The following is a 12348-nucleotide window of genomic DNA, read 5'->3' on the forward strand; positions in this document are numbered from 1 at the left end:
AAAGAGTGCTGAAATCGTAGTTTTTGTGATTTTTCGTAAATTTGTTCGATATTTGCATCGGGAAGCAAGGAAGCTCGCGCAAGCGCAGCGGCTGAGCAGAGGAGAGATCTTTTGAAAAGATTAGCAACTACTCTAGCCTTATTAACGAATGTGATTTTTATCACGTTTTCTTCGTCCAGTTGGTCAGAGCAGAGTGATTACAACATGACGCGAGGTGTTACGGGGATCAGTGAGCAAGTGTATGAATTACATATGCTGATCTTCTACATTTGTTGCGCTATCGCTTTTGTTGTATTCGGTGTGATGTTCTATTCCATCTTCAAACATCGCAAGTCAAAAGGGGCAGTTGCCGCTAATTTCCACGAAAGCACTAAAGTGGAGATCATCTGGACCGTTATTCCGGTCATTATTCTTATCGCTATGGCGATTCCTGCGACCAAAACGCTGGTGGCGATGGAAGACACCAGCCAATCTGACCTTACTGTGAAGATCACCGGCTCTCAATGGAAGTGGCACTACAGTTATTTCGGCGAGGATGTCGAATTTTTCAGCCTACTTGCTACCAGCCAGAAAGAAATCGATGGCATCGAAGCGAAAGGGGCGCACTACTTGCTCGAAGTGGATAACCCGCTGGTTTTGCCTATCAACCGTAAAGTTCGCTTCTTAATGACTTCTGATGACGTAATTCACTCTTGGTGGGTACCTGATTTCGCTGTTAAGAAAGATACGATCCCTGGTTTCATTAATGAGGCTTGGACCAAGATTGATGAACCGGGCGTATATCGTGGTCAGTGCGCGGAGCTTTGTGGTCGAGCGCATGGTTTCATGCCAGTTGTTGTTCATGCGATGGCGGAAGATGATTTCGACCAGTGGATGGCAGACAAGAAACAAGAAATTGCCTTACAAAAGGCGGCTGCCCAAGAAGCATTGACGCAAGACCTTTCAATGGAAGATTTGATGGGACAAGGCGAGTCGGTTTACACCGCGCGCTGTGCTGTGTGTCATCAAACGAACGGCGAAGGCATTCCGGGCGCGTTCCCGGCAATCAAAGGCAGCGAGATAGCCAAAGGTCCGGTTGTTGCTCACATCGATGTATTGGTGAACGGTCGAGCTGGCACCGCCATGCAAGCTTTTGCTAACCAACTAAGCGATCAAGAAATTGCCGCTGTAATTACCTATCAACGTAATGCTTGGGGAAATGATACTGGCGATACCGTTCAAGCATCCGATGTTAACGCCTTTAAGGCACAAGACAGTGCCAAGGAGGAAATATGAGTAAGCCAATTGAAAAAGCGGTGAAGTCTGCTCCTGCTGAAGCGCAAACTACTGCAAACACGACCATTGCGATTGAAGACGACCACGATCATCATCACGCACCAAAAGGGCTAGCGCGTTGGCTTTATTCCACCAGTCATAAAGACATCGGTACGCTTTATTTATGGTTTAGCTTTGCTATGTTCCTCACTGGAGGCGCGATGGCGATGATCATCCGTGCGGAGCTATTCCAACCAGGTCTGCAATTGGTTGACCCTCAGTTCTTTAACCAAATGACGACCGTACATGGACTAGTGATGGTGTTTGGTGCCGTCATGCCAGCGTTTACTGGTTTAGCCAACTGGATGATTCCAATGATGATTGGCGCTCCAGATATGGCTTTACCACGGATGAACAACTTGAGTTTTTGGATCTTACCTTTTGCGTTCCTCATTTTGATCGGCTCTTTGTTCTTACCGGGTGGTGGTCCTGATTTCGGTTGGACTTTCTATGCGCCGCTTTCCACAACTTATGGTCCTGATAGTACGGCGTTGTTTGTTTTCTCAGTCCATATCATGGGTATCAGTTCCATTATGGGTGCCATCAACGTTATCGTGACTATCGTAAACATGCGTGCACCAGGCATGACTTGGTTCAAGCTACCAATGTTTGTTTGGACTTGGTTAATCACTGCATTCTTGTTGATCGCGGTTATGCCCGTATTAGCCGGTGCGGTCACCATGGTTCTGACCGACAAATACTTTGGTACAAGTTTCTTTGATGCCGCTGGTGGCGGTGACCCTGTGATGTTCCAACACATCTTCTGGTTCTTTGGTCACCCTGAGGTATACATCATGATCCTGCCTTCGTTCGGGATTATCTCGGCAATCATTCCGGCTTTCAGTGGCAAGAAACTGTTCGGCTATCATTCGATGGTTTACGCAACCTGCAGTATTGCATTGCTGTCATTCCTAGTGTGGGCACACCATATGTTTACGACGGGGATGCCAGTATTCGCCGAACTCTTCTTTATGTACTGCACCATGTTGATTGCAGTGCCAACTGGCGTGAAAGTGTTTAACTGGGTGGCGACTATGTGGCGGGGCGCAATGACGTTTGAGACGCCGATGTTGTTTGCCATTGCTTTTATTGTCTTATTTACAATAGGTGGCTTCTCAGGCTTGATGTTGGCGATTGTACCTGCGGATTTCCAATACCATGACACTTACTTTGTTGTTGCGCATTTCCATTATGTCTTGGTATCCGGTGCGGTGTTCTCGATTATGGCCGCGGCGTATTACTGGCTACCGAAGTGGACAGGCAATATGTATGACCACAAGCTGAGTCTATGGCACTTCTGGTGTTCAATCATTTCGGTCAATGTGTTGTTCTTCCCAATGCATTTCTTGGGCTTAGCAGGGATGCCAAGACGCATTCCTGATTACGCTATCCAGTTTGCCGACGTTAACCAAATCGTATCGATAGGTGGCTTTGCCTTCGGTCTGTCTCAATTGATCTTTCTGTGGCTAGTCATCAAATGTATTCGTGGTGGTGAAAAAGCAACGGCAAAACCTTGGGAACGTGCAGAGGGTTTAGAGTGGACGGTACCTAGCCCAGCCCCACATCATACATTCACAACTCCGCCAAAAGTCGATTAACCGAAGAGTGAGGTGAGTGAGATGCCAAGTAATTCATCCAATAAGAGACTCACTATCAAGTTGCTGCTAGCGACAGCGCTGATGTTCGGCTTCGGTTTTGCTCTTGTGCCACTCTACGACATCATGTGCGATGCATTGGGCATTAATGGTAAAACCAGTGATGTGGCCGCAATTCAACCGACGGGTATGCAGGCGGATATTACCAGAACGATTCGTGTGGAATTTATGGCGCACGTTAGCCCGGACATGCCTTGGGAGTTCAAACCAAAAGTCGTTTTTATGGATGTTCACCCTGGTGAAGTGATTCAAACCGAATATCTTGCTTTTAATCAGAGCGGTGAAGATTTGGTAGGGCAAGCTGTGCCATCCGTATCGCCGGGTACTGGTGCAGCTTACTTCAATAAAATCGAGTGTTTTTGCTTTAATCAACAGCCATTGGAAGGTAAGCAGCAAGCGAGTATGCCTTTGATTTTCTACATTGAGCCGGACGTGCCGGATTCAATTCATACGTTGACCTTGTCTTACACACTCTACAAATTTCCTCCTCAATCGGGCGAGTCTTCAACAGCTAGCCTCTCAGGGAGTGAGAAACAGGCCTTGACGCCGCAAACCAAGGCGCGTCTGTAAGGAGAGAACTTATGAGTAACAAGCCTGAGACCTATTATGTTCCCGCACAAAGCAGTTGGCCAATTGTAGGAGCTTTTGCGCTGTTCCTCGTTGCTGTCGGTGCCGGAATGACCGTTCAAGGTACTCAAAGTGATGGCGCGGTTGGTACGTTAGGCGGCATCATTCTCGCCATTGGTATGTTGTTTTTGCTCTATATGCTGGCAGGGTGGTTCAGCAACGTCATCACAGAATCTCTTACCGGAAAGTACAGTGCGCAAATCACGCGTTCATTTCGACAAGGGATGAGCTGGTTCATCTTTTCGGAAGTGATGTTCTTTGGTGCTTTTTTTGGTGCTCTTTTCTACGCAAGAATGATTTCCGTGCCTTGGTTAGGTGGTGCAGATAATAACTTAATGACACATGAGGTATTGTGGCCGAGTTTCGAAGCAATCTGGCCACTCACCACCACGCCGGGTGGTGATACGACCCAAGCAATGCCTTGGCAGGGTATCCCATTAACCAACACCATCTTGCTGCTATTGTCATCGATTACGTTACATATGGCACACATCAGTTTAGAGCAAGATAAACGAACTGCACTGATTGTCTGGTTGGAAATCACCATCGTCTTGGCGGGCTTCTTCCTCTATTACCAAGCCGTCGAATATGCACACGCTTATCAAGATATTGGGCTGACGTTGCAGTCCGGTATTTACGGTAATACCTTCTTTATGCTCACGGGCTTTCACGGTTTGCACGTTTGTCTCGGTACCATTTTCCTCATTGTGCTGTTATTCCGCATCGCCAAGGACCACTTTTCTCCGAAAGACCATTTCGCATTCCAAGCTGGCAGTTGGTATTGGCACTTCGTTGACGTGGTTTGGCTATGCTTATTTGTTTTCGTTTATGTGCTGTAAAGCTAGTAAGGACGAGGATTTGGGGCTATCCATCCTGCCCCTAACGCTACGAGAAGGAGAATCACGACTAACGCAGAAAACATGACACGACGACCGAGATAGTGGCTCATTGGTTTGCCTTTCTTCGATGAATCCTCTGGGTCTTCGCGAACCATTTCGATAAGCGCTTTTGCGAGGTTAAAGATGATGAAAAGCAGCAAAAGGACAAGCGTTAACTTAAACAGAAATACGGTGGACATGGCACCTCCGGTTTCGTCGTCGATATTATCGAAATGGGTTTGGGTTGCTGTATTTTTAACTGTGGCTGTGTTTTCTCTATTGGTCAAACTGGGCTTTTGGCAATTGGAACGTGGTAATGAAAAGCAGCTTTTGGAACAAGCGATTTTAGCAAGGGAAAATACCTCTTATCAGGACATATCTGAAGTACTGGAAAAGAACGATTGGCGAGAAGAAAGTGTTATAGGGATTAAAGTAAAAGCAAATGTGACGCCTGAATCACTCCCAATTATTTTATTAGATAACCAGACCTATCAGGGTGAAGTGGGTTACCTAGCGTTTCAAATCGTATCGATGTCTCATGATCCGGCGACTCTGACGCTGCTTGAACTTGGATTTGTGAAGGGGAAAAGATCCAGAGCCGTACTTCCGAAGGTTGAATATCTGACAACGCCATATGACATCACAGGGCGTTTGTATCGTAAATCTACTAATCCACTAAGTTCAGACCTAATGGCTGAAATGGGCGATACGATAAGAGTGCAAAACCTCAACATTAATCAACTTAGCCAACTGCTTAATATTGAGTTAATGCCTACGGTCATTCAACCTGACAATCTAACGCAATGGTCGTACCCATTTCCTTGGAATCCCTTACCGTTAGCCAGTGCAAAGCACTTTGGTTATTCTTTTCAATGGTTTGCTATGTCTGGCGTATTTTTGTTTATCACAATCCTGATTTTTATTCGTTGGATTCGACAACCACGCTCACAAGGAGGTGAGAAATGACAAATGCAGTCACGAAAGGACGAATTGTATTGGTGTCTCTGATTTGTCTATTTGCGCTCCCCGCGATTATTGCCAAGGTTGTATTGAGTCAAGGTTGGTACGAAACGGGGGTAACCAATCGAGGTGAATTGGTTGAGCCATATATCACGCTCGAACAATTAGGTCAGCCATCACCATTAGACGAAAAAGGTTGGCAATTAGCGTATGTGTTGCCTCCGGAGTGTAAAGAACAGTGCCAACAACAAATACATTTGATGCAACAAAGCCACATTGCATTAGGTAAATATCAGGAGCGTGTGGTGCCAGTTATCTGGACTTCGGAAGAGACCAATAATGTTGCCCAGAGCAAGAGCATTGTGGTGATGCAAATGAATGATTCGTTGTCATCGAGAGTGAAAGCAGGGCAGATGTTGATCGTCGACCCTCTCGGGCAGCTAGTTATGTCCTATACGCCAGAAGCCAACGAGGATTTGGTGCGGTTAAGTAAAGATGTATTGGCGGACTTACGAAAGCTATTGAAGTTATCACGCGTAGGCTAGGGAGAGTGCAATATGACGTTAAGTCGTTTGGTTAAGTTCAGCCTGTGTCTTACTCTTGTAGTCATTATGTTGGGAGCATATACACGCTTGGCTGATGCGGGGTTGGGATGTCCAGATTGGCCTGGTTGCTATGGTCAGTTATTTGTACCCCAAACTGAAGCTGAAGTTACTAAGGCAAATGCTCTGTTTCCGGAGCGAGCAGTGGAGCAAGGAAAAGCGTGGTTAGAGATGATTCATCGTTACTTCGCTGGAACTTTAGGCTTAGTCATTCTGATGATGGCAATCATGGCGGTGAGAGCAGAGCGAGTTGATCCGACAATTCCGGTTTTGCTTTGCGTTCTTGTTTTGGGCCAAGCGGCATTAGGAATGTGGACGGTAACGTTAAAGCTGATGCCAGTGATAGTTATGCTTCATCTACTTGGCGGCTTTACGCTGCTTGCACTTCAAGCGCTGTTCTACTGCCAATTACAATCTAAAAACAGCCTCTACTTTTCTCCTTCTTCCAAGAGCGTGAGAACGTTCTCTTTGATGGCTTTTGGTGTGGTGTTGTTGCAGGTGTTGCTTGGCGGATGGACATCATCAAATTATGCCGCATTAATGTGTACCACTTTGCCAATATGTGAAGGTAGCTGGACAAGCTATTTGTCTTGGAAAGAGGCATTTTCGTTTTGGCAGACAGGTTTTGATAACTATGAGTTCGGTGTCCTAGATTACCCTGCCAGAATGACTATTCATGTTAGCCACCGTATTGGTGCCATTATTACCGCATGCGTGGTGTTGATTTACTGCATCTTACTATTAAAACAAGATTCACATCATTCCCAACGCCTCGGTATCTGGATTGGATTCACCTTGGTGTGTCAGATCTTATTGGGCGTGAGTAACGTTGTGTTCCAGCTCCCTATTTATGTTGCGGTGGCACACAACCTCGGTGCTGCCATTATGCTTACACTTATTTGCGTTAGTCAGTTCTACCTATGGCAGGGTAAAGCTTGTTGGGGTCATCAAGCGAAAGGAGTTCGCTATGAGTAAAGAGATCGCGCTACCTCTAGAAAGTGGTAAGAGAAAGATTGGGTCAACCTATTTAAAACTAACAAAGCCAAAAGTCGTCGCTCTTATGTTGATTACGGCTATTGTTGGGATGAGCTTAGCTCCGGTTGCTGACTTTCCTTGGTTACAAGCTGCTATTGGTCTTACTGGTATCGGCCTAATGGCAGGCTCTGCTGCAGCGTTTAATCACCTGATTGATCGCCGTATTGATGCGCGAATGGCTCGCACGCACAAGCGACCTTTGCCTTCCGGTGATACTAACCCTTTGTCTGTTGCGATTTTTTCTACTGCTCTGGGGGGAATTGGGTTTGTGTTGCTTCATGCATTGGTCAACCCACTGACGGCATGGATGACCTTCTTAAGCTTGTTAGGTTATGCGGTGGTTTATACCATGTATCTTAAGCGAGCAACCCCGCAGAATATTGTGATTGCAGGGATTGCAGGCGCAATGCCGCCACTACTCGGTTGGACGGCGGTAACTGGAGAGTTACACGCGCATGCTTGGCTATTGGTAATGATTATTTTTATTTGGACGCCGCCACATTTCTGGGCGCTCGCAATTCACCGTGTCGAAGACTATCGCAAAGTGGATATCCCAATGCTTCCAGTCACTCATGGCATTGAGTACACCAAGACATCAATTCTTTTGTATACGATTCTACTCACGCTTGTCTGTATTTTGCCTGTGCTGGTGGGGATGGTCGGTTCTGTATATTTATTCTCTTCATTGCTCCTCAATGCTGGCTTTATGTATCACGCGTGGAAGTTAAAGTTTTCACCGGAATTAAATAGCGCAATGGAAACGTTTAAATTCTCCATCTATCACTTATTGGCGCTGTTTGTTGCGTTATTGGTGGATCACTATATTGGTGTGTTTTTATGATCTAGAGCCACACAAGGGCAAGCTCACAACTGCACCGAACTCCGGTGCAGTTTTTGTTTGTACGGCGCAATACTAGGGTCTGCTGCCGTAGTTCCCAATAATGTTTATACCCCAGTCAACTCGTCCTTCGGGAGCGTTTGATTGACCCGATTACTGTGTCAAACAACATGGAAATAACTGGCTATGACACGACCTTGTTTTCCTTACTTACTTTCGGTAATCAAGGGAGCGATGACAATGCTCTGAATTCGGCGTCGTGGAATCACTTGGGTATATTGGTTTTGGAACCAAGAGCGATGAACTATGAGTCTTTGAGAAAACTGCTACTTTTCACCAAACTTGAAATCAAATATTTAATCGAGCGTACCGTCAGGTCGCCTTTAGTATAAGAGTCGGAACCAGATAGGATGGAGAAGGGCGAACAGAGAAACTGAATGAGTTTGATAAAGAGTGAAGGGTAAAGCTGAAGCAAACAAAAAGGGATGCCGAAGCACCCCTTAGACTAGATTAGAGCGGGAACTCTTATTCTGGTTGTACCAATTCTTCGTATTGGAACTCAGGTACGACAACTTCAACACGACGGTTCTTCTCGCGACCTTCGTGAGTGCTGTTGTCTGCAACTGGGTTTTCTTCACCCATACCAGTAACTGTGAAGCGGTCTGCATCGATGCCTGCTGCGATTAGGTAATCCGCAACAGATTGAGCACGACGCTCAGACAGTTTTTGGTTGTAAGCTGCTGGACCAGAGCTATCTGTGTAACCAGTGATTTCAACTTGAGCTTGTGGGTACTCGTTCAAGAAGTTTACGAAGTTGTCTAGACGCTCAGATACTGAATCAGTTAGCTTCGCACTGTCGAATTCAAACGTACCTGTACCGTACTCTTCTTTGTGCGTCTTCGTCATCATTACTGGTTCTGGCTCTGCAACCACTTCTTCTGTTACTACTGCTGCAACAACAGGTGCTGCTGCGAACTTGTAGTTAACACCGATACCAAAGAAGTTTGCATCCATATCATCTAGGACATCATCAGAGATATCTTGGTAACGTTGGTATTCAGCACGAACACTCCAGTTTCTATCGATAGTGTATTCAGCACCAAGCGAGCCTGTAGGAACGAAATCTTTTTCGTCACCCGAAATCATGTAAGCACCACCGATTTTCGCGAATAGATTCCACGTATCGTTTAGATGCCAGTTGAATTTAGGCGCAAGCGTTAATGCCCAAAGATCACCGTCGATCGTATTTACTGTATTAGCCCCTGACTTGAAATTAGCTTCGTAGTCACCTAAGTAATCAACACCGTACTCAAGGCCAATGATATCGGTAAAGTCGTAACCGATGTGCATTCCGGCACCGAAAGCATCATCATCACAAGGGCTGTTTAAATAGCAAGCATCATCTAGCGTAGTCATGCCCACTTTGCCCCCGATATACATTTCAGCTTGAGCAGAGTTAATTAAACCACCAGCTACCACTGCTGCTACTGCAATTGCTACTTTGTTCATAATGTTTCCTTGTATTGATTGCATATTAGTTTCTACTTTGTTTTTACAACTTGAGTAAAACTAGGTAGTTATAAGAAATTAGTTTAATAAGAAATAAGTTTAATATTCATTTAAATTAACATCAAGCAACAATATCTTAGATCTTGCTACACTTTTCGTCGCCAAATACCTCACAAACTTCTGATATTTCTTACATTGTAGACAAGATTTTCAAAGTTACAGGAAAATATATGATAATTTTGAACTTTCCGTGTACATAAAAATTTACGCTGTGTTTTGTTTTGAACATTAGTAGTTAATTTGCATTTTTTTAAAAAAAGTGATTGCAAGCGGTCGGCGAAGTCGATAAGTTACTTGCATTGACACGATTAAATGAGCCCACAGCCCTTACTATTGCTTGCTTTGTGAATAATGTTGCAGTGAGTAAAGTTTGAGCAAAATAGCGGGACTTGGATAGTAATTAGGAAGTAGAAGTAATGTTTCAAACTGATGATGTAAGAATTAATAAAGTAAAAGAGCTATTGCCACCTGTTGCAGTGCTTGAAAAATTTCCGGCGACCGAAACTGCTTCCACAACTACTTTTGAATGTCGTAACGCCATCCACAATATTCTTGAAGGTAAAGACGATCGCCTACTAGTGATTGTTGGTCCATGTTCTATTCATGACCCAGAGGCGGCGGTAGAGTACGGTAAAAAACTGAAAGTACTTCGTGATGAACTCGGTGAGCAACTAGAAGTTGTGATGCGCGTTTACTTTGAAAAACCACGTACTACGGTAGGTTGGAAAGGTCTGATTAATGACCCATACCTAAACGATACTTACAAACTTAACGACGGTCTTCGCATTGGACGTAAGCTTCTGCTTGATCTAACTGATATGGGGCTTCCAACGGCAAGCGAGTTTCTAGATATGATCACGCCGCAATACGTTGCCGACCTGATCAGTTGGGGGGCGATTGGTGCTCGTACAACAGAGTCTCAGGTTCACCGTGAGCTTGCGTCTGGTCTGTCTTGCCCTGTTGGCTTTAAAAACGGTACAGATGGCAACATCAAGATCGCAAGTGATGCAATCCGTTCGGCAAGCGCATCTCACCATTTCTTGTCAGTCACTAAGTACGGTCATTCTGCTATCGTTGAAACGGCAGGTAACCCTGATTGCCACATTATTCTGCGTGGTGGTAAGGAGCCAAACTATAGCGCATCTCATGTAGGTCAAATTAAGGATGAGCTGGATGCTGCCGGTCTGCCTAAGAAAGTGATGATCGACTTCAGCCACGCGAACAGCTCTAAGCAATTTAAACGCCAAATGTTAGTTTCTGATGATGTGTCAGAGCAAATTTCTGGCGGTGAAGATGCTATTTTCGGTGTGATGATTGAGTCGCATCTTGTTGAAGGTCGTCAAGACTTGGTTGATGGCAAAGTTTCAACTTACGGTCAATCGATTACTGATGCATGTATCGGCTGGGAAGATACGGAAACAGTTCTACGTCAGCTATCCGACGCAGTAAAAGCGCGTCGTGCCAAATAAAAATTGAGCGAATAACACTCACAAAAAGCCAGCTTCTCGCTGGCTTTTTTAGTTTAAGTAGAGAGTAGTTAGCTATGTCATGGCTTAACCTGTCGCACATAACCCATGTGTTTTAGCCTTAAATCCGTTAAGGTGTCTGGGTAGATTAAAAAACACTCAAGGAATGAGATGAATAGAAACGTCTGGCTATTATCACTTTGCCAAGCCTTATTGATGACGGGAAACATACTTCTGATTTCTGTCATTGCGCTTATCGGTAAACAAATTGCGCCTTCTTCAAGCATGATCACTTTGCCAGTAGCGTTGCAGTTTCTCGGATTAATGTCTGCGACGATCCCGGCGTCCTTAATTATGGGAAAGCTGGGACGCCGTCTGGGTTTTAGCTTAGGTAACATCATAGGTATAGCTGGAGCGTCGTTGGCAACCTATGCGCTATCTCTGCAAAACTTTACTTTGTTTTGTGCTTCCACCTTTTTGCTAGGGGTAGGGATTGGCTTTGGTACTTTATATCGATTTGCTGCGATAGAAGTGTGTGATGAATCAGCACGGCATCGAGCGATCTCGATTTCTATGGCAGGTGGCGTGCTAGCTGCCGTTTTGGGACCAAACCTCGCTATCTATTCGCAAAAGTGGTCGACAGATGGGCTTTATATTAGTGCTTTTGCTGTACTCATTGTCTTGTATATAACGGCATTAGTTTTACTACAGACGATACGATTTCCAGCGGCGCATACGCAAAATTGCTATGCAAAACCAGACTCTCTCAAGGACATTATTTATCGTCCTAACTTTATGATTGCGGTGTTAGCAGCGATGGTTGCCTATGCCGTGATGAATATACTAATGACAGCGACACCGTTAGCCATGATTGGCTGTGGGTTTGATTTCACAAGAGCTGCTGGGGTTATTGAATGGCATGTATTGGGCATGTTTGTGCCTGCTTTTTTTACTGGTCGGTTAATTGAACTATTCGGTGCAAAGAAAATGATTTTAGCTGGTGGTGTGCTGTTCATCGCGTGCATAGCAATTAACATGCATGGGTTATCTATATGGCACTTCAGTACGGCGTTGATCTTACTTGGTGTTGGATGGAATTTTATGTTCATTGCCGCAACCAGTTTGTTTAGTCAGAGCTATGAAGTGAAAAATAAAAGCAAAGCGCAGGCGTTCAACGAGTTCTTCGTATTTAGTTGCGTCACCATTACTGCACTTTTGTCTGGTTGGTTGGAGTCGACAGTAGGGTGGCAAAATTTGAATTTGTACGTCTTACCTTTTGTCTTATTGGTGATGGCAATCTTTATTGTTAAAACGAATAATAATTCTGAATCTCAAATTGCATAAACTGAGTTCAAAATTTTATAAGACCCAGCTATTAAGGCTGGGTCTTTTTTGTCTATCAGC

The 12348-nt window shown here is 44.9% G+C and carries 12 protein-coding genes; 10 read left to right on the forward strand and 2 right to left on the reverse strand.

Features of this window, described 5'->3' with window-relative positions:
• Positions 1-111 precede the first annotated feature (111 nt).
• From coxB to OH459_RS06720, 4 genes are read left to right on the forward strand one after another with little or no spacing between them, the layout of a single operon-like run.
• Complete coding sequence (gene coxB, locus OH459_RS06705) at positions 112-1275, forward strand: cytochrome c oxidase subunit II (RefSeq protein ID WP_269986108.1); 1164 nt, start codon at positions 112-114, stop codon at positions 1273-1275.
• On the forward strand, positions 1272-2912 hold the full coding sequence (gene ctaD, locus OH459_RS06710) for a cytochrome c oxidase subunit I (protein WP_005452395.1): 1641 nt from the start codon (positions 1272-1274) through the stop codon (positions 2910-2912). The genes coxB and ctaD overlap by 4 nt, the downstream gene beginning before the upstream one ends.
• Before the next feature lie 21 nt (positions 2913-2933).
• A complete protein-coding gene (locus OH459_RS06715) occupies positions 2934-3539 on the forward strand; it encodes a cytochrome c oxidase assembly protein (protein ID WP_009701526.1) in 606 nt (201 codons plus the stop codon).
• Between the two features lie 11 nt (positions 3540-3550).
• The gene (locus OH459_RS06720) at positions 3551-4435 is read left to right on the forward strand and encodes a cytochrome c oxidase subunit 3 (RefSeq protein WP_005452393.1); all 885 of its coding nucleotides are present in this window, start codon (positions 3551-3553) and stop codon (positions 4433-4435) included.
• Positions 4436-4437: 2 nt separating this feature from the next.
• Here OH459_RS06720 and OH459_RS06725 read toward each other — a convergent pair whose 3' ends face one another.
• Entirely contained in the window at positions 4438-4674 is a 237-nt protein-coding gene (locus OH459_RS06725; protein WP_005452392.1) for a DUF2909 family protein, read from the reverse strand.
• Here OH459_RS06725 and OH459_RS06730 point away from each other — a divergent pair.
• Genes OH459_RS06730 through cyoE form a run of 4 tightly spaced genes read left to right on the forward strand, consistent with a single transcriptional unit; the run spans position 4673 to position 7912 of the window.
• Positions 4673-5440 carry an SURF1 family protein gene (locus OH459_RS06730; protein ID WP_269986128.1) on the forward strand — a complete coding sequence of 256 codons (768 nt, stop codon included), beginning with the start codon at positions 4673-4675 and terminating at the stop codon, positions 5438-5440. The genes OH459_RS06725 and OH459_RS06730 overlap by 2 nt on opposite strands.
• The gene (locus tag OH459_RS06735; RefSeq protein ID WP_029788565.1) at positions 5437-5979 is read left to right on the forward strand and encodes a hypothetical protein; all 543 of its coding nucleotides are present in this window, start codon (positions 5437-5439) and stop codon (positions 5977-5979) included. Before OH459_RS06730 ends, OH459_RS06735 begins: the two co-directional genes overlap by 4 nt.
• Positions 5980-5991: 12 nt before the next feature.
• On the forward strand, positions 5992-7011 hold the full coding sequence (locus OH459_RS06740) for a COX15/CtaA family protein (protein WP_269986109.1): 1020 nt from the start codon (positions 5992-5994) through the stop codon (positions 7009-7011).
• Entirely contained in the window at positions 7004-7912 is a 909-nt protein-coding gene (gene cyoE / locus OH459_RS06745; RefSeq protein WP_050925346.1) for a heme o synthase, read from the forward strand. The genes OH459_RS06740 and cyoE overlap by 8 nt, the downstream gene beginning before the upstream one ends.
• Before the next feature lie 522 nt (positions 7913-8434).
• Here cyoE and OH459_RS06750 read toward each other — a convergent pair.
• The gene (locus OH459_RS06750) at positions 8435-9418 is read right to left on the reverse strand and encodes an OmpA family protein (protein WP_005452383.1); all 984 of its coding nucleotides are present in this window, start codon (positions 9416-9418) and stop codon (positions 8435-8437) included.
• A 476-nt stretch (positions 9419-9894) separates the two neighbouring features.
• Here OH459_RS06750 and aroG point away from each other — a divergent pair, with 476 nt between their 5' ends.
• A complete protein-coding gene (gene aroG / locus OH459_RS06755; protein ID WP_009696367.1) occupies positions 9895-10947 on the forward strand; it encodes a 3-deoxy-7-phosphoheptulonate synthase AroG in 1053 nt (350 codons plus the stop codon).
• 168 nt (positions 10948-11115) lie between these two features.
• Entirely contained in the window at positions 11116-12288 is a 1173-nt protein-coding gene (locus OH459_RS06760; protein WP_017190759.1) for an MFS transporter, read from the forward strand.
• The last annotated feature ends 60 nt before the right edge of the window (positions 12289-12348 follow it).

The sequence above is a fragment of the Vibrio sp. MM46 genome, from assembly GCF_027587135.1.
GTDB classification, from domain to species: Bacteria; Pseudomonadota; Gammaproteobacteria; order Enterobacterales; family Vibrionaceae; genus Vibrio; species Vibrio harveyi.

What these genes read in the sequence shown, in the direction of transcription:
- OH459_RS06735 (WP_029788565.1), top strand. Translation starts at nt 5,437, where the DNA reads ATGACAAATGCAGTCACGAAAGGACGAATTGTATTGGTGTCTCTGATT.
- ctaD (WP_005452395.1), top strand. Translation starts at nt 1,272, where the DNA reads ATGAGTAAGCCAATTGAAAAAGCGGTGAAGTCTGCTCCTGCTGAAGCG.
- OH459_RS06730 (WP_269986128.1), top strand. Translation starts at nt 4,673, where the DNA reads ATGGCACCTCCGGTTTCGTCGTCGATATTATCGAAATGGGTTTGGGTT.
- OH459_RS06715 (WP_009701526.1), top strand. Translation starts at nt 2,934, where the DNA reads ATGCCAAGTAATTCATCCAATAAGAGACTCACTATCAAGTTGCTGCTA.
- OH459_RS06740 (WP_269986109.1), top strand. Translation starts at nt 5,992, where the DNA reads ATGACGTTAAGTCGTTTGGTTAAGTTCAGCCTGTGTCTTACTCTTGTA.
- OH459_RS06750 (WP_005452383.1), bottom strand. Translation starts at nt 9,418, where the DNA reads ATGAACAAAGTAGCAATTGCAGTAGCAGCAGTGGTAGCTGGTGGTTTA.
- cyoE (WP_050925346.1), top strand. Translation starts at nt 7,004, where the DNA reads ATGAGTAAAGAGATCGCGCTACCTCTAGAAAGTGGTAAGAGAAAGATT.
- aroG (WP_009696367.1), top strand. Translation starts at nt 9,895, where the DNA reads ATGTTTCAAACTGATGATGTAAGAATTAATAAAGTAAAAGAGCTATTG.
- OH459_RS06720 (WP_005452393.1), top strand. Translation starts at nt 3,551, where the DNA reads ATGAGTAACAAGCCTGAGACCTATTATGTTCCCGCACAAAGCAGTTGG.
- OH459_RS06725 (WP_005452392.1), bottom strand. Translation starts at nt 4,674, where the DNA reads ATGTCCACCGTATTTCTGTTTAAGTTAACGCTTGTCCTTTTGCTGCTT.
- OH459_RS06760 (WP_017190759.1), top strand. Translation starts at nt 11,116, where the DNA reads ATGAATAGAAACGTCTGGCTATTATCACTTTGCCAAGCCTTATTGATG.